A 17,799-nucleotide genomic window follows, 5' to 3' on the forward strand; every position below is an offset into this window, starting at 1 on the left:
TACGAGTAATATAGATGAAGTATAAAACTTGGCCGTTGCAATAATCAGGATTGTGTTTGAAATGCTAAAAAAAAGCCCGCTTAAACTAAGCGGGCCGCAAAAATAATGCATTTGCAATCAACAAATTGAAGGAAGGAAGTCAAGCATAAGAACCAGAAAAGAAACTGAAGTGTTGGGAACACACCAGTTTAAAAGTTCTTTGTTTTCGATATCTGCAAGCAGTTATCTCCTGAAAACAAGCACATTCTATTGGGAAACCCGTTGTAAAACAAACGAGAAAAATTGCCCATAAACATTAGTAATTCTAATGGCTACAAAGGTGATTTATATCACTTAAGTCACTATTTACCTTGATTAATAACTTATAACTCACTATTAATGCATAATAATACACTTCAATAAGTTTATCCTTGCTGCTATTTTGTTAAATTCACGATACAGCTTAAAAAACTTCATATTAAGTTACGCCATTGCCATGATTTTTTTTGCTTGTATAGTACTTGCTGAAAAGGCCTTAAGCCCGAAACCATAAGAAGGACGACAACACGATGGCATTAAGATTTCGCCTTGCAAAGCAAGGTTTGTTAGTGGCCACATTGGGGATGGCACTCGGTGCCTGCCAAAGTGGCAATGCACCTGAGCAAAATTCGACTGAGCAGGCAAGCGCAACTAAACTCGTTTACCCTGTTACTGAAAAAGATGACCTCGTCGAAACCATTCATGGTGTCGCAGTGGCCGACCCTTATCGTCATCTGGAGGCCAATACGCCTGAAACTGAAGAGTGGGTAAAAGAACAACAAGACTTTGGTCAAGCCTACCTCGCTAAGATCCCCAATAAACAAGCTGTGGTCGAACGTATTACAGAACTTTGGAATTACGAAAAAGTCTCTGCTCCGTTTGAAAACGGCGACAATCAATTTTACTACCGTAATGATGGCCTACAGGCGCAATCGGTTTTGTACGTTAAAGGTTTAGATGGTGTTGAAAAGCCTGTTCTTGACCCAAATAAACTGTCTGCGGATGGTACTGTTGCCTTATCCGGCGTTGCTGTGAGTAATGACGGTAAAATTTTAGCTTATGGTGTTTCAAATTCTGGCTCAGATTGGCAGCAATGGCAGTTCGTTGATATCGCAACCGGTAAGAAACTGGCCGATGAACTGAAATGGATTAAATTTTCTAGCGCAGTGTGGGATAAAGAAAATCAAGGTGTGTTCTACGCCCGTTATGATGCCCCAGCAGGGGGGGATGTCTTAGCTGACGTTAATTTTAACCAAAAAGTGTATTACCACAAATTAGGTACAGACCAACATCAAGATCTATTGATTTATGAGCGTCCACAGAATAAAGATTGGGGCTTTGGTATTGATGTCTCTGAGAAAGGTGAATACTTATTACTGTCGATTTCTCAAGGTACGGATAAGCGTAATCGTTTCTTCTATAAATCGTTATTTGAGCCTAAATCCCAAGTGGTGGAATTGATCCTCAAATTAGAAGCTGAATATGAATTTCTCGGTAATGATGGTTCAGTGTTTTATTTCAAAACCGACTTAGAGGCGCCTAATGGTAAAGTGATTGCGATTGATACCCGCAATAGTGATAAATCGCAATGGCAAACGATTATTCCTGAGTCTAAAGATCCGATTAATAATGTCGCCATTATTAATGACCATTTAGTGGTGAGTTATTTACATGATGTGTTAGGTCAATTATCGATTTACAGTATGGGTGGTCAGAAGCGTCAAGATGTGGCATTGCCTGGTCTTGGCAATGTGGCAGGGCCTTTTGGTAAAGCCAGCAAAGATTATTTCTATTATGTGTTCAATAGTTATATTCAGCCTGAAACCACCTATAAGTTTGATTTTAAAACTGGCGGTTCAACCGTCATTGCTAAACCCAAAGTCTCGTTTAATCCCGATGACTATGTTTCTGAACAGGTTTTCTATAGCAGCAAAGACGGTACGCGTGTGCCTATGATGCTCTCCTATAAAAAGGGCTTAGTGAAAAACGGTCAAAATCCGACATTACTTTATGCCTATGGTGGTTTTGCCATTTCGATGACACCACGTTTTAGCCCTGCCAATATCGCTTGGTTAGACATGGGGGGCATTTATGCTGTGCCGAGTTTACGTGGCGGTGCTGAGTATGGCGAAAGCTGGCATCAAGCGGGGATGTTCGATAAAAAGCAAAATGTGTTTGATGACTATTTTGCTGCTGCTGAATATCTGGTAAGCGAAAAATACACCAACAGCTCTAAACTCGGTGCCTATGGCCGCAGTAATGGTGGTCTGTTGATGGGCGCTGCTGTGACTCAACGTCCTGAACTTTTTGCTGCCGTATTACCTGCGGTGGGCGTGTTGGATATGCTGCGTTTTCACAAGTTCACTATTGGTTGGGCTTGGACGAGTGAATACGGCAGTGCTGATAAAGCAGAGCAATTCCCTGCGCTATTGGCTTATTCGCCCTATCACAATGTAAAAGCGCAAGCTTATCCTGCGACTATGGTAATGACAGCGGATCATGATGATCGTGTTGTGCCATTACACAGTTTCAAGTTTGCGGCCATGCTGCAGGAGAAACAGCAGGGCAATAAACCAGTCATTATGCGTATCGAGTCAAATGCTGGTCATGGAGCGGGTAAGCCCACGGCGATGAAGATCGACGAATTTGCCGACATCTACAGTTTCTTGTGGCAGAGTTTTGGCTTAACCTTGCCACAAGCTATCGCAAAATAACTAACTATGTTAATAAAATGGGGTCGTTTGACCCCATTCTCTTTTACAATTGCCCCTATTCATCTGAAACCCGCGCTATTCCTATCTATATCTTCATCGGGTCATTCACAAGTCTTGTTTCCCTAGGTATAGTAAGCGTCAATTTTTCAACCAAAATTTGCTTATTTTCAAATGATGTTTCATTGGCCAATTTCAGTCTATTACGAAGACACCGACGCTGGTGGCGTTGTCTATCATTCGAACTACCTCAACTTTTTTGAGCGCGCGCGAACCGAGTGGCTAAAAGCCCTTGGCGTGAGTCAGACTGCGTTATTAGCCGACGACACCGCTTTTGTCGTAAAGCGTGCGGAACTCGATTTTCGCAAAGCAGCACGTTTTGAACAGAACCTTATTGTTGAAACTAAGGTCATAGAGTTGAAAAAGGCCTCGTTGATCTTTCATCAACGCTTGGTCGATAAACAGGGAGACTGTTATTGTGAAGGCACAGTGCTGGTTGTTTGTGTTGCGCTATCACGTATGCGTCCCCGAGCTATTCCCTTAAATATTGTGCAGGAGTTTGACAGTGCAAGCTGATATGTCGATTGTTGGGTTATTTTTACAAGCCAGTTTATTAGTGAAATTTGTTATGTTCACTTTACTTTGCTTGTCGGTGATGTCTTGGACTGTGATTTTACAACGCCGTAGCTTACTGACATCCGCAAAAAGTAAATCGGCGAAGTTTGAAGACAAATTTTGGTCAGGTGTTGATTTAAACCGTTTGTATAAAGAATTATCATCTCGTCCAGATAATAGCGGTTTAGAGTCATTATTTGTGACTGGCTTTAAGGAATATTCACGCCTGAATAAATTAAATAGCAAAGTGCCCGATGCCGTCATGGATGGTACATCGCGAGCTATGCGTGTGACCTTGTCTCGCGAAATGGAAAAGTTAGAAGCTAACTTGCCGTTATTAGCAACGATTGGTTCGACTAGCCCTTATATCGGTTTATTTGGTACTGTATGGGGGATCATGAATTCTTTTATCGCTATTGGTTCGATGGAAAATGCCACTTTAGCTATGGTTGCACCAGGTATTGCTGAAGCCTTGATTGCAACGGCTATGGGTTTATTTGCTGCAATTCCAGCGGTAATTGCGTACAACCGTTTCTCGACTCAAGTCGATAAATTAGAAATGGCTTACGCAAACTTTATGGAAGAGTTCTCCAGCATTTTGCATCGCCAAGCATACAGTGAGAAGGAAGGGGCATAATGCAACCAGCTTATCAGCGCAAACGTCGTCGCCCCGTTGCTGAAATCAACGTGGTGCCTTATATCGACGTCATGCTCGTGCTGTTAATTATTTTTATGGTAACAGCACCCATAGTGACCCAAGGGGTCAAAGTGGAGCTGCCTCAAGGGGCGGCAGAAGTTTTACCCAATGACAGTAAGCCGCCCATTGTTGCTTCAATCGATGGTGATGGTGATTACTTCCTCAATAAAGGCGGTTCAACGAATGTGCCTATGGATTTGGAAGAATTGGCAACGGAAGTGGCTGCACTTATCGTGACTGAACCTGAACGTCCTGTTGTGGTTAAAGCCGATAGAAATATTCCTTACGATAAAGTGATTCAGTTGATGGTGACACTGCAGCAATCTGGCGTGCCATCAGTCGGTTTGATGACGGATTCACCCAAGGAGAAATAGGTGGCAGATAAGTCAGATGTAACATTACCTCTGTCAATTTCAGCGGGTATTCATATTGGCGTGATAATTATTCTGGCATTAGGAATAGATTTTTCTCACAAACCTGAGCCTATGCAACAAGTTAGCGCACCAGCAATCAAAGCGGTTATGGTTGATCAGCAAAAAGTGGCTAATCAAGTTGAGAAACTTAAGCAAGAAAAGCGTGATGCCGAACGCCGTGAGCAAGAACGTCAAGCCGAGCTTGAACGCAAAGTTCAAGAAGCGAAACAGGCACGCGAGCGCGAACAAGCTCAGATTAAACAGCTAGAGCAAGAACGTAAGCAGCAGGAAATTGAGATTCAAAAAGCCAATGAAGCGACCAAATTAGCCCAGGTGAAACAGCAGCAGGAAAAGGAAAAGGCGGTCAAAGCCGAAGCCGACCGTAAGCTGAAAGAGCAGGAGCGTAAGGTTGCTGAAGACGCCGCACAAAAAGCCGCTGAAAAACGCAAGGTTGAAGAAGCTGCTGCAGTGAAAGCTGAAACTGACCGTAAGCAAAAAGCAGATGTGGAAGCTAAAGCGGAGGCAGATGCTAAAGCTAAAGCAGATGCCAAAGCTAAAGCAGATGCCAAAGCTAAAGCGGATGCTAAAGCTAAAGCGGATGCTAAAGCTAAAGCGGATGCTAAAGCCCTTGCCGATCAAGAGCAGGAAATGGCTGATGCATTAGCGGCTGAGCAAGCGGCGCTGTCGCAAACCATGAATAAGCAGATGCAGAGTGAAGTCGGTAAGTATCAGGCAATGATAAAATCAACTATTCAACGTAATTTGGTAGTGGATGAATCTATGCGTGGAAAGACTTGTACTGTCTCTGTGCGTTTAGCGAATGATGGGTTTGTGATCAGCAGCCAAACAAAAGGTGGTGATCCCAACGTTTGTCGTGCAGCAAAAGCGGCGATTTTGAAAGCGGGCAAACTGCCTGTGTCTCCGGATCCTGCGGTTTATAACTTGATGAAAGAAATTAACTTAATCGTTGAACCAACGTTTAATTAAAGGAGCACCATGAAAATATTGGCAAAATGGTTAGCACTGGCAGTTCTGCTGTGCACCACCCCCGCGAAAGCGGCATTGGATATTGTGATCACAGAAGGTGTTGACGCAGCGCGTCCCATCGCTGTGATGCCTTTTGTATGGCAAGGTCCTGGCGCACCGCCACAAGCAATTGCTGATGTGGTGATGTCTGACTTAGCTCGTAGCGGTACCTTTAAACCTTTAGACGAGCTCGGACTACCTCAGCGCAATATTGGTGCTTTGGCTCAGTTTCAACCTAGTTCATGGTCTAGCGTTGGCGCAGAAGCTGTGGTGTTAGGTACTGTGAAACCTTACGGAACCGATCAGTATTTGGTGAGCTTTGATTTAATCGATTTAGTTAAAGCACAAAACCAAGCATTGAAAGGCTCAGTCAGTGCTACAGAATTTTTGATGGACAGTCGCCAAACTGTGATTTCAGCAGCGCAATTTCGTCAATATGGTCATAGAATTAGCGATATCGTCTATGAAAAGTTAACCGGTATTCGCGGTGCATTCTTAACGCGGATCTCCTACGTCGTGGTCAATCATACTCAAAAAGCCCCTTATCAGTTGATGGTTGCGGACTATGATGGTTTTAACGAGCAAATGTTACTGCGCTCACCTGAGCCATTAATGTCACCTACTTGGTCGCCTGATGGGCGTCGTTTGGCGTATGTTAGCTTTGAAAATAAAAAAGCAGAGATTTTCGTACAAGACCTTTATACCCAAGTGCGCACTAAAGTGAGCTCTTTCCCTGGTATTAACGGTGCGCCGGCTTTCTCTCCTGATGGCAAATCTTTGGCTGTGACGCTGTCTAAGGATGGTCAGCCTGAGATCTATGTTATCGATATTGCGACAAAAGCGATTAAGCGTATTACCAATCACTATGCTATCGATACTGAACCATCATGGTATCCTGATGGGAAGTCGTTGATTTTCACCTCTGAACGTGGTGGTAGACCGCAAATTTATCGCGTAGAGTTAAGTTCAGGTAAAGTGAGTCGTGAAACATTTGAAGGTGAATGGAACCTTGGCGGTTCAATTACTCCAGATGGACGTAGTATGATTTTTGTTAACCGTACTAACGGTAAGTTTAATATTGCGCGTATGGATTTAAATACGCGTTTTATGCAGGTGCTAACCTCTACACGCTTGGATGAATCCCCAAGTGTGGCGCCTAATGGTACTATGGTCATATACGGCACTACACACCAAGGTAAGCAAGTATTAGCAGCTGTTTCTACGGATGGACGCTTTAAAGCGAGATTACCCGTGGGTCAAGGCGAGGTGAAATCACCTTCTTGGTCTCCGTTTCTCTAATGTTATACCTTGATTTAATCACATTTAATTTTATAAGGAACACGTAATGGATCTGAATAAGTTGTTAAAAGCTATGTTGGTAGCACTTCCAATTATGGCTATTAGTGCATGTAGCTCAACTTCAGAATCAGAAACTGATGCAATGGGCTCAACAAACGGTTCAGGTAGCGAACTGAATGGTGGCATTCAAACTGGTGGTGTGGGTGCTATGTTGTCATCTGAAGAGCAGCAACGTCAGCAGTTAGAAGAGTTGAGAAAAGAACACATCATTTACTTCGATTTCGACCGCAGTGAAGTTCAAACTGAATTCGCCGCTGTATTAGAAGCTCATGGTACTTACTTAGTTGAGCACCCAAGTGTGCGCGTACTGATTGAAGGTCATGCGGACGAGCGTGGCACTCCTGAGTACAACATTGCTCTGGGCGAACGTCGTGCTAAAGCCGTTGCTAAATACCTACAAGGTATGGGCGTACAGCCAAGCCAAATGAGCGTAGTCAGCTATGGCGAAGAAAAACCACTTGATTTTTCTCGCACTGATGAAGGTTTTGGCAAAAACCGTCGTGCAGTTTTAGTTTACTAAGATTGAATCTCGGAGAGTAACACAATGAAACGTGCCGTCTTAATTACGGCAATGTTCCTTGGTGCGGGCGCTGCAGTTGCAGCGCCTGCTCCTGTGGAAGATATTGCTGGTGGTTCGGGTGATGACAGACTTGCTCGTATCGAACGTATTGTAAAATCGAGACAACAAAGTGAGCTCGAGATGCAACGTCGTCTTGATACACTGCAGCAGGAAGTTCTCGATTTACGCGGTTTAACCGAACAACAGAATTATCAGATTGAGCAGATGCAAGAGCGTCAGCGTCAGTTATATGATGAGCTTGCTAATTTATCCTCAAAGGCATCTGCCGCACCTGCAGCTGCAGCGACATCAATCCCCTCTGTGGTATCGACCAATGCTGCCGCAAGTAGTTTAAGTGAAACTGCAAGTTATGAAAATGCCGTTAACTTAGTCTTAAAAGAGCGTAAGTATGACGATGCCATTCCTGCCTTCCGTGCTTTTATTAAACAATACCCAGACTCTGTGTATGCCGCGAATGCGAACTATTGGTTAGGACAGCTATTATTTAATAAGAGCGAATTTGCAGAAGCCAAACAAGCCTTCAAAACTGTGGTTGATCGTTTTAGTGATTCTAATAAACGTGGCGATAGTTTAGTGAAGCTTGGCATGATCGCCGAGAAAACCGGTGATAAAGCTGGTGCGATGCAATACTACCAACAAGTTGTCAAAGATTACGCAAACAGCGCCGCAGCACGCATTGCACAGCAGCAACTGGCTGCAATTAAAGCGTAATTAACTAAAAAACATACTCTTAGTCTGTTTTTCATGCAAACGACAAAAAATTGGGAATTTGCGCTTGCATGAGAAGATGAAAAAGGTATTATAGGCGCCCTCAGAGCGGCGAGGTCGTTCGGGGCGTGAAATACCAGTAAATGGGTCGTTAGCTCAGTCGGTAGAGCAGTTGGCTTTTAACCAATTGGTCGAAGGTTCGAATCCTTCACGACCCACCACTTACTCTAATGAATAGAATAAGTTAGTGGTATTTAATGAGATAGCCAGTAGTACAATGGGTCGTTAGCTCAGTCGCTTTTTTATAAAGCGAGGGCAGTTGGCTTTTAACCAATCAGTCGAATGGTTCTAATCCTTAATGACACACCACTTTACTGAAAGTGCATAAATCAGCACAACACCAGATGGGTCGTTAGCTCAGTCGGTAGAGCAGTTGGCTTTTAACCAATTGGTCGAAGGTTCGAATCCTTCACGACCCACCACTTTACTGAAAGTGCATAAATCAGCGCAACACCAGATGGGTCGTTAGCTCAGTCGGTAGAGCAGTTGGCTTTTAACCAATTGGTCGAAGGTTCGAATCCTTCACGACCCACCACTTATTATTCGCATTGTTGATGCCAAAATAAGTGAACATTTTTATCGTAATACCTCGATGGGTCGTTAGCTCAGTCGGTAGAGCAGTTGGCTTTTAACCAATTGGTCGAAGGTTCGAATCCTTCACGACCCACCACTTTACTGAAAGTGTATAAATCAGCGCAACACCAGATGGGTCGTTAGCTCAGTCGGTAGAGCAGTTGGCTTTTAACCAATTGGTCGAAGGTTCGAATCCTTCACGACCCACCACTTTACTGAAAGTGTATAAATCAGTGCAACACCAGATGGGTCGTTAGCTCAGTCGCTTTTTTTATAAAGCGAGGGCAGTTGGCTTTTAACCAATCAGTCGAATGGTTCTAATCCTTAATGACACACCACTTTACTGAAAGTGCATAAATCAGTGCAACACTAGATGGGTCGTTAGCTCAGTCGGTAGAGCAGTTGGCTTTTAACCAATTGGTCGAAGGTTCGAATCCTTCACGACCCACCACTTATTATCTGCATTATAAATGTCACAATAAGTGAATCGTTTTATCGCAATACTTAGATGGGTCGTTAGCTCAGTCGCTTTTTTTATAAAGCTAGGGCAGTTGGCTTTTAACCAATCAGTCGAATGGTTCTAATCCTCCACGGCACTACACTTTACTGAAAGTGCATAAATCAGCGTTATACCTCGATGGGTCGTTAGCTCAGTCGGTAGAGCAGTTGGCTTTTAACCAATTGGTCGAAGGTTCGAATCCTTCACGACCCACCACTTATTTCTTCAGCTGTATCTCTCTTGAATTTCCCCCCTGAATGTCCCACGTTAAACTCCAATACTGAGTACCGAATTTAATACCTTCGTTTTACTTATTCCACTGCAAAATATTTTTCTAACATAATTATTGGCATTAGCAAGTTCGACTAATGCGGCATCTTTAAAAAGAAACGTATCTTGAGTTTGGTGATTATATTAAAGCTGACATTATGTGCAGTGATGATGACAACGGTGCGCTGGATTCAGGGGGGCTTTCTAGGCAGTTTTATGTACCGAGCACTATCTTATGGAAAGCTCTAATCCCACTGGGTTGTGATAAAGACTAAAAAGGAGACCTTAGGTCTCCTTTTGCATTAAGCGGATCACATATCTATAGCGCTTAATCTAACAGATTGTTTTCACGAACATATTGCTCGAAATCTGTGCAGCCACCTATGTGCTTCTCATCAACAAAAATCTGCGGTACTGTTTCAACTGGCTTACCGACAGTTTTTTCTAAATCTGCTTTAGAGATGCCTTCTGCATGGATATCGACATATCTGAACTTAAAGTCATCACGTTTTTCAACGAGTTGCTCAGATAATTGCACAGCACGAACGCAATAAGGACAGCCTGGACGGCCAAAAATAACAACGAACATAATAGCTCCTTAGGATTACTTTAGTCGTTTTATACCATAGGCCTAAGTGAATTGATAATGTCAGCCGCGTTTATTTTCAGTTTGATAGCGACCTTGATAATCAAAATAGCTTTCGAGCAGATCCCAGCCTTTTTTATGTTTCTTCAGCAGCAAGAGATCGGGCATGCGGAATTTATCCGCGTCGCTGATTAACTCTGTCACCTTAGTGTATTTTTTCGGTTTTAATCCCGGTGTACGGCTATGGGGAAAGATGAATAAGGCATATAGGGCTCGCCACTGGGCCGGCGTTTGTAATTTAAAGCGGCGATTGAATTCATTGCCGTCGATATCGAGGTACTGCACTTTCAGATTGCCGTCATCGTCGATGAGGCTCATATGCTGGCAGCGGAATAAATGATGGTGCTGCTGGCTGAGCACTTGGCGTAGGCGTTTATCGGGATCGATGAGGGTCGATTGGCAGTGCTGGCAAATGCGCGCGGGGATATCATTCTCTTCGCCACAATCAGGGCAAGATTTAGATCTAAATCGAAAGTCGCACTGCAGCTTTTTACCTTGCTGTTCGACTATGCCCTGACAGCGGCGACCAAAGTGTTCGATAATGTCGCCATCGTCGTCCGTGAGTCCCCAGAATATATTGGCAAAATCGCATACAGGGCAATGCACCTGCACGGGTACCGATTTACTGTTGGGTTTCGCTTGGCCGACCTCGGGGAAATACAAGTCATAACCATTGGCTGCATAGTCGATGATAAGACAATCTTTTTTGCCTTCAGCGATTCGCAATCCACGGCCGATCATTTGTTGAAACAGACTGACTGAGGCGGTAGGGCGCAAAATTGCAATCAAATCCACATGGGGCGCGTCGAAGCCTGTCGTCAACACAGCCACGTTGACTAAAAACTTAAGCTCTTGGGCTTTAAAGCGTTCAATCGTCGCGTCACGTTCATTGTCGTGCGTTTGTGCCGTGATAATGGCGCTCTGCGCAGCGTGAGCTTGGTTGAGTAGGCCAAAAATCTCATTAGCGTGGCGCACCGTTGCCGCAAAAATGATAATGCCTTTTCTATGTTGGCTCAGTTCAATGAGTTGTTTCACAATCGCTGTGGTCGCGCGGCCGTAATGTCCCAGTAAATCGTTAACCTCGGCTTCGGCATACTCGCCATTCTCGTTTGCTTTAAGTTGGCTGAAGTCGTACTGGGCACTTAGGCCATCAAACAGGGTTGGCGCTGTGAGGTAACCTTGCTTAATGAGCGGCCTGATGGGTAGCTCAAACACACAATGTTCGAACACGGCATGTTCGGGAGACCCCACTTTGCCGTGATAGTGTTGCTGATAAATCCAGCCAGTGCCAAGGCGATAGGGTGTGGCGGTGAGACCGAGCAATCTTAATTGGGGATTTTTCGTGCGTAAATGGTTGAGTACTTGCTGATATTGGCTGGTTTTTTCTAGGCTGACTCTGTGGCATTCATCAATAATGACTAACGAGAACGGCTGATCGAACTGGGTTAACCCCCGCGCCGCCGATTGAATACTGGCAACGACGGTTTTCCCCTCTGTGGCTTTTTGATTAAGCCCCGCCGCATAGATACTGGCTTGTGCGGTGAGGAGGCCGACTTTCTCGGCATTTTGTGCAACTAATTCTTTCACATGGGTGAGCACTAATACTCTGCCTTTGGCGATGCGTGCCAGTTCGGCGATCACTATGCTTTTGCCGGCGCCTGTGGGTAATACGAGTACGGCGGAAGCTTGGCTTTGCCTAAAATGGGCGATGGCGGCATTAACCGCTTGCTGTTGATAGTCTCTGAGTTTGACTGACACGCTGATAAAAAATCTATGCTGAATAAAAGTGAGGCTGCAAGCTTAACATAACAGGCAAAAAAAATGCCCCTGGTTGGAGGGGCAAGCTAGAGAAAGGAGCAATCACACACACTCTCTCAACAGGGTTCACTTTTAACCTGAGGTTTAAAAAGGGAGGTTCAGGTTACGCTTAGCCTATTGGGCATAGACTAAGCGTTGTGGACGTTGTTCGTCACTCGGATATTACTCAGTACGATTCAAGCGTGATTCAATCAAGGTCTCGATCACAGCTGGATCGGCCAAGGTTGATGCATCCCCTAAGTTGGTCACTTCGTTAGCGGCAATCTTACGCAGGAAGCGGCGCATGATCTTGCCCGAACGTGTCTTAGGTAAGCCCGTCGCCCATTGGATGAGATCTGGGGTTGCCAGCGCACCAATTTCTTTACGAACCCATTGACGCAGCTCTTGTCGTAGCTCTTCGGTTTCTTCAGTGCCGCGGGTTAGCGTGACGTACGCATAAATACCTTGGCCTTTAATATCATGTGGGTAGCCAACTACTGCTGCCTCGGCGACCAGTTCGTGTGATACCAGCGCACTTTCGACCTCTGCAGTACCTAATCTGTGGCCGGATACGTTGATTACGTCATCGACGCGGCCAGTAATCCAGTAGTAGCCATCTTCATCACGGCGTGCACCGTCACCGGTAAAATACATGCCGCGGAAGGTTTTAAAGTAGGTCAGTACAAATCGTTCGTGGTCGCCATACACAGTACGCATTTGGCCCGGCCAAGAATCGAGTAACACTAAGTTACCTTCGTTCTCACCTTCTAAAATATTCCCCATGTTATCCACTAAGGCGGGTTGAACGCCAAAGAACGGACGGGTAGCTGAGCCAGGTTTAGTATCGGTCGCGCCTGGCAGTGGCGTGATCAAAATGCCGCCCGTTTCAGTTTGCCACCAAGTATCGACGATAGGGCAATGTTCATGACCTATGACCTCATGGTACCAACGCCACGCTTCAGGGTTGATAGGTTCGCCTACCGAGCCCATGATCCTCAAGCTGCTACCATCGAACTTATCGAAGTGTTGCTTACCTTCTGCCATCAATGCGCGAATTAAGGTTGGCGCTGTATATAGAATGTTCACTTTATGGCGGTCAATCATTTCGCCTAAACGGGCAGGGCTTGGATGATTCGGCACACCTTCATGGATAAGCACAGTCGCACCATTGGCAAGTGGGCCGTAAACCATGTAAGAGTGGCCAGTGATCCAACCCACATCGGCGGTACACCAGTACACTTCTCCCGCTTTGTAGTCGAACACATACTCATGGGTCATAGACGCATAAACCATGTAGCCACCAGTGGTGTGCAATACGCCCTTGGGATTACCGGTTGAACCTGAGGTATACAGCAGGAATAACGGCGCTTCGGCGTCCATTTCCTCTGGTTCACAGTATTCAGATGCGGTTTCCATCAGTGAATGCCACCAAACATCACGACCTTCTACCCAATCCACTTTGCCACCCGTGCGTTTAAGCACGATAACTTTTTCAACGGTAGTGACATCAGGGTTTTTTAAAGCATCATCGATGTTGCGTTTCAATGGGATAGCACGGCCACCGCGCATACCTTCATCTGAGGTAATGATGACTTTTGATTTGCCATCAATCACGCGAGAGGCGATAGAATCCGGTGAGAAACCACCGAAGACCACAGAGTGCACAGCGCCGATACGGGCACAGGCAAGCATAGCGACTGCGGCTTCTGGCACCATAGGCATGTAAATTGTGACTATATCCCCGCGGCGCACGCCTTGGCTGCGCAGTGCGTTGGCAAACTTACACACATCTGCATGTAATTCACCGTAGGTGATTTTGCGTTGTTCGCTGGCGTTATCGCCTTCCCAAATAATCGCCACGCGATCACTGTGCTCGGCTAAGTGACGGTCTAAACAGTTGGCTGAAGCATTCAGGGTGCCATCGTAAAACCAATTGATCGATAAGTTATGGTCATCAAAAGAGGTTTTTTTAATTTTGGTATAAGGTTTAATCCAATCAATACGCTTGCCGTGTTCTCTCCAGAAACCTTCAGGATTGACAATCGACTCTTGGTACATTGTTTTATATTTATCGTTGTTTACAAGTGCATTGGCAGCGATATTGCCGGAGACTTTGTAGAGAGACTGCGAGCTCATAGGGCTTCCCTTTTGAAAAATTGCGTGGACTGAGTATGGTATGCAAGGGGGCGGCAACTCCATTAGACCTTGGTCTAGTGTTAAATTTTCCTTTATATTTAGTCTGTTGCATTAAAAATCCGGCTAGATTTTAGACAGGTTTTATCGCACAATAATCAGAAAAAAGAGCAAAGTATGAATTTAACCTTAGTCGTCGCCGTTATTGCCGTCTGTTATGTCTCGCTTTTATTCCTATTGGCTTGGGGGGCGGAGCGTTGGTTTACTCAGATCACTAAAAAGCTTCAGGTCGTGATCTATGGTCTGAGCTTAGCGGTTTATTGCTCCTCGTGGAGTTTTTTAGGCACAGTTGGGCAATCTGCTAAGGATTTTTGGTCTTTTTTACCGATTTTTATCGGGCCTATTCTGATTTTTACTTTAGGTTTTGGCATGTTACGCAAGATGGTATTAGTGTCTAAGGCGCAAAATATCACTTCCGTGGCCGACTTTATTGCCGCCCGTTATGGTAAATCTCAAACCTTAGCCGCTTTAGTCACCTTAATTGCCTTGTTTGGCATCATGCCCTATATCGCCCTGCAGCTTAAGGCGATGGTGTTCAGCCTTAATTTGTTTCAACCCGCTGACGATCCCCTCGATGGCGTGACGATTCCGTTACTGATCACTTCGCTGTTAGCCATATTTGCCATTTTATTTGGTACTCGCAAACTCGATGCGACCGAGCATAATCCCGGCATGATGCTCGCGATTGCCTTTGAGTCTCTGGTGAAACTTGCCGCATTTTTGTTGGTCGGCATCGTCATCAGTTTCGGAGTGTTCGATGGTTTTGGGGATATTTGGCAGCAGGCCAGTGCGCAGTCACTAATTAATTATCCCAATCCACGTATTGAAGCTTTAATGCCTGAGTTACTCGTCGGAATGGCGGCGTTTTTGTGTATGCCAAGGCAGTTCCATGTGATGGTGGTGGAATGCGCCGATGAGTCTGTGCTGTCGAAAGGACGTTGGCTATTTCCCATCTATTTAGCGCTTTTTGGTTTATTCGTTGGACCGCTCGCTTTAGCAGGGAAAATTATCCTCGGCGATTCTGTGTCGGCCGATACCTATGTGATTAATCTACCACTCGCCTTAGACCAACCTTTGCTGGCGGTGATTGCACTGCTGGGCACACTTTCGGCGGCAACCGGCATGGTGATAGTCGCGGTGGTGACTATCAGTGTGATGGTAAGTAACGAATGGCTGGTGCCAGTGATGCTGCGCACGGGTCATATCCGCGAGAAAAACTTCAGTCAGTTCTCGCACCTGTTACTTAATGCCCGCCGCTTGGCGATCGTGATTATTCTTGGCTTAGGCTATGGCAGCTATTTGGCATTATCAGACAGTGATTCCTTGTCCCATTTAGGCATGTTGTCTTTTGGGGCTTTTGCCCAACTCGCGCCAGCTTTAGTTGGTGGACTCTATTGGAAACACGGCAATCGTGCTGGGGTATTTTTAGGACTCGGCGTGGGCTTTTCGCTGTGGTTCTACATCATGTTGCAGGGCATGACCGATGTGCAAAGTTCATCGGCGTTCTTGTCTAGTGTCGCGAGCGAGAAAGGCCTGCTAGATGCGATAACGCCCAATGTGCGTGATGCGCTGACGGCTCTTTTTGCCAATATCGCCTGTTATATTTTGGGTTCTATTTGGTTTAGAGCCGGTGTGGCTGAGCGTATTCAGGCCAGTGCTTTTGTGAGCCCTGGCAAATTGAAAAACAGCGCTAATAAGAAAAATGGTCCGATTTCACAGCAAGATTTACTGATACTGGCGAGTCGCTTCGTTAGCCCAACACGCGCCTATGAGAGTTTTAGCCGTTTCTCGATTGATGCGGTAAAAAGTGATAGTTGGCATAAAGCGGCGCCGCCGGAGTTGATTTCCCACACTGAACGTTTATTGGCGGGGGTGCTCGGCGCTTCAAGCGCAGCGCTAGTGATGGATTCCGTGCTGCAAGGGCGCGATTTAGCGCTGGATGAAGTCTTTAGTCTGGTCGATGAAGCCTCATCGAAAATCATGCTCAGCCAAGACATGTTGCGCGGCGCGATTGAACACGCCTATGAAGGCATGAGTGTTATCGATAACGATCTCAATCTTGTGGCATGGAATTACAAATATGTGGAGCTGTATCAATATCCCGATGGATTTTTGCAGCAGGGCATGCCGATCAGTGAAGTGATCCGCTTTAATGCGGCGCGGGGTTATTGTGGTGAAGGGGAAATAGAACAGCAGGTTGAGCAGCGGGTGCAGCATATGCGTAATGGCACGCCGCACACTTCTGAGCGCCATCGCAGGGACGGTAAAGTGATAAAAATTCAGGGAAATCCTATGCCAGATGGCGGCTTTGTGATGACCTTTACCGACATTACTCAGTATCGCGAACAGGAGCGCGCGCTGCTTGAGGCCAATGAAACCTTAGAGAGCCGTGTTAACGAACGTACCTATGAATTGGCTATGTTAAACAGTGAGTTACTGGAGGCTAAAGCGCAGGAAGAAATCGCTAACGCTTCTAAGAGTCGCTTCTTGGCCGCCGTCGGCCATGATTTAATGCAGCCACTTAATGCTGCGCGATTATTCACTGCGTCGTTATCTCAGTATCCCAATCTAGATCGTGAGGCCAGAACCACCTTATCCCATGTGAATAGCTCGCTAAAAATTGCCGGCGAGTTGCTCACCGATCTGCTGGATATTTCTAAACTCGATTCTGGCATGGTGGATGTTAATCGCCGTGACTTTGCGATTTCAGAACTGATCAATGGCTTATCCGTTGAATTTGAAGCGATGGCGGCGGATAACCAAATTCGTTTTAAGATGATCCCATGCAGCGCAACCGTTAATTCCGATCCTTCGCTGTTAAGGCGTGTCCTGCAAAACTTTTTAACGAATGCCTACCGTTATGCTCGCGGTGGCAGAGTGTTATTTGGTTGTCGTCATCGAGGTCATTACCTTGAAATCCAAGTGTTAGACACGGGTTGTGGTATTGATGAAAAAGAAACCCAAGAAATTTTCAAAGAATTTAAGCGGTTGAATAATCCTAAGAGCAACAATGTTAGCGGCTTGGGCTTAGGTCTGGCGATTGCTGATCGCATTAGTAAAGTGTTAGAACACGGTATTCAGGTTTCATCCCATTTAGGGCGCGGCTCGGTCTTCTCCATTTGTGTTCCGCTTGGAGAAACAGTGCGTCAGCCACAAGTGAAAGCGTTACCGTCGCTGCTGCAGCCGTTATCGGGTATCAAAGTGTTGTGTATCGACAACGAAGAGGCCATTTTAGCTGGATTAGAAAGCTTATTAAGCCGCTGGCAGTGTGAGGTTATCTGTGCAAAAGATTTATCTGATGCACGCATTAAACTAGGACTGAAAGGCGTCGCGCCTGATATTGTGCTCGCGGATTACCATTTAGATGATGGCCAAAATGGCGTCGATGCGATGGACGGTATTCGCGCGCTTTATGGACAAGATTTACCCGGTATTTTGATCACCGCTAATACCCGCAAAGAGTTGGTGGAAGATGTGCAACGCCGCGGCTATCACTATATGGCGAAAATGATAAAACCTGCCGCGCTACGTGCCTTGATTTCTAGCTTGGTAAAATAAGCTTGGTATACGTGCTAGGTAACATGAGTTTAGTGACGTCGGCACGTTTAACGAAATGCCAAGATAATCGCGTAGT

12 protein-coding genes and 10 tRNA genes are annotated in these 17,799 nt (G+C 45.5%); 19 read left to right on the top strand and 3 right to left on the bottom strand.

Annotated features, from left to right (window positions below; translation table 11 throughout):
* Positions 1-548 precede the first annotated feature (548 nt).
* The 18 genes from L5L98_RS01755 (at position 549) to L5L98_RS01840 (ending at position 9,475) form a co-directional block, all read left to right on the top strand.
* Positions 549-2,732: a prolyl oligopeptidase family serine peptidase gene (locus tag L5L98_RS01755; protein ID WP_168823900.1), complete on the top strand. Its 2,184-nt coding sequence runs from the start codon at positions 549-551 to the stop codon at positions 2,730-2,732.
* Between the two features lie 171 nt (positions 2,733-2,903).
* Positions 2,904-3,305 carry a tol-pal system-associated acyl-CoA thioesterase gene (gene ybgC, locus L5L98_RS01760; RefSeq protein ID WP_006081251.1) on the top strand — a complete coding sequence of 134 codons (402 nt, stop codon included), beginning with the start codon at positions 2,904-2,906 and terminating at the stop codon, positions 3,303-3,305.
* A complete protein-coding gene (gene tolQ, locus L5L98_RS01765; protein ID WP_028760350.1) occupies positions 3,295-3,981 on the top strand; it encodes a protein TolQ in 687 nt (228 codons plus the stop codon). The genes ybgC and tolQ overlap by 11 nt, the downstream gene beginning before the upstream one ends.
* Entirely contained in the window at positions 3,981-4,415 is a 435-nt protein-coding gene (tolR, locus tag L5L98_RS01770; protein WP_028760349.1) for a protein TolR, read from the top strand. The genes tolQ and tolR overlap by 1 nt, the downstream gene beginning before the upstream one ends.
* Positions 4,416-5,441, top strand: coding sequence for a cell envelope integrity protein TolA (gene tolA, locus L5L98_RS01775; protein WP_263138224.1), 1,026 nt, complete (start codon positions 4,416-4,418; stop codon positions 5,439-5,441).
* Between the two features lie 9 nt (positions 5,442-5,450).
* Positions 5,451-6,779 (top strand): Tol-Pal system beta propeller repeat protein TolB, encoded by a 1,329-nt coding sequence (tolB, locus tag L5L98_RS01780; RefSeq protein WP_028760347.1) that lies wholly within the window; start codon positions 5,451-5,453, stop codon positions 6,777-6,779.
* 46 nt (positions 6,780-6,825) lie between these two features.
* Positions 6,826-7,359 (top strand): peptidoglycan-associated lipoprotein Pal, encoded by a 534-nt coding sequence (gene pal, locus L5L98_RS01785; RefSeq protein ID WP_028760346.1) that lies wholly within the window; start codon positions 6,826-6,828, stop codon positions 7,357-7,359.
* A gap of 24 nt (positions 7,360-7,383) precedes the next feature.
* Entirely contained in the window at positions 7,384-8,130 is a 747-nt protein-coding gene (gene ybgF, locus L5L98_RS01790) for a tol-pal system protein YbgF (protein ID WP_028760345.1), read from the top strand.
* 142 nt (positions 8,131-8,272) lie between these two features.
* Positions 8,273-8,348, top strand: a tRNA-Lys gene (locus L5L98_RS01795).
* Positions 8,349-8,406: 58 nt separating this feature from the next.
* Positions 8,407-8,496 (top strand) — tRNA-Lys (locus L5L98_RS01800).
* Positions 8,497-8,533: 37 nt separating this feature from the next.
* Positions 8,534-8,609 (top strand) — tRNA-Lys (locus L5L98_RS01805).
* A 37-nt stretch (positions 8,610-8,646) separates the two neighbouring features.
* Positions 8,647-8,722: transfer RNA gene (locus L5L98_RS01810), tRNA-Lys, on the top strand.
* A gap of 59 nt (positions 8,723-8,781) precedes the next feature.
* A tRNA-Lys gene (locus L5L98_RS01815) sits at positions 8,782-8,857 on the top strand.
* Positions 8,858-8,894: 37 nt separating this feature from the next.
* A tRNA-Lys gene (locus L5L98_RS01820) sits at positions 8,895-8,970 on the top strand.
* Positions 8,971-9,007: 37 nt separating this feature from the next.
* Positions 9,008-9,098, top strand: a tRNA-Lys gene (locus L5L98_RS01825).
* Between the two features lie 37 nt (positions 9,099-9,135).
* Positions 9,136-9,211: transfer RNA gene (locus L5L98_RS01830), tRNA-Lys, on the top strand.
* Between the two features lie 59 nt (positions 9,212-9,270).
* Positions 9,271-9,359: transfer RNA gene (locus tag L5L98_RS01835), tRNA-Lys, on the top strand.
* Positions 9,360-9,399: 40 nt separating this feature from the next.
* A tRNA-Lys gene (locus L5L98_RS01840) sits at positions 9,400-9,475 on the top strand.
* 382 nt (positions 9,476-9,857) lie between these two features.
* Here the strand turns inward: L5L98_RS01840 and L5L98_RS01850 are convergent.
* The 3 genes from L5L98_RS01850 to acs form a co-directional block, all read right to left on the bottom strand.
* The gene (locus L5L98_RS01850; protein ID WP_028760344.1) at positions 9,858-10,118 is read right to left on the bottom strand and encodes a GrxA family glutaredoxin; all 261 of its coding nucleotides are present in this window, start codon (positions 10,116-10,118) and stop codon (positions 9,858-9,860) included.
* Positions 10,119-10,178: 60 nt separating this feature from the next.
* Positions 10,179-11,933, bottom strand: a complete 1,755-nt coding sequence (locus L5L98_RS01855) for a DEAD/DEAH box helicase (RefSeq protein ID WP_263138225.1) — start codon at positions 11,931-11,933, stop codon at positions 10,179-10,181.
* 222 nt (positions 11,934-12,155) lie between these two features.
* Positions 12,156-14,108, bottom strand: coding sequence for an acetate--CoA ligase (acs, locus tag L5L98_RS01860; protein ID WP_263138226.1), 1,953 nt, complete (start codon positions 14,106-14,108; stop codon positions 12,156-12,158).
* 174 nt (positions 14,109-14,282) lie between these two features.
* Here acs and L5L98_RS01865 point away from each other — a divergent pair, with 174 nt between their 5' ends.
* Complete coding sequence (locus tag L5L98_RS01865; RefSeq protein ID WP_263138227.1) at positions 14,283-17,723, top strand: PAS domain-containing hybrid sensor histidine kinase/response regulator; 3,441 nt, start codon at positions 14,283-14,285, stop codon at positions 17,721-17,723.
* Positions 17,724-17,799: the final 76 nt, after the last annotated feature.

Source organism: Shewanella sp. SM23 (assembly GCF_025654295.1).
GTDB lineage: Bacteria > Pseudomonadota > Gammaproteobacteria > Enterobacterales > Shewanellaceae > Shewanella > Shewanella oncorhynchi.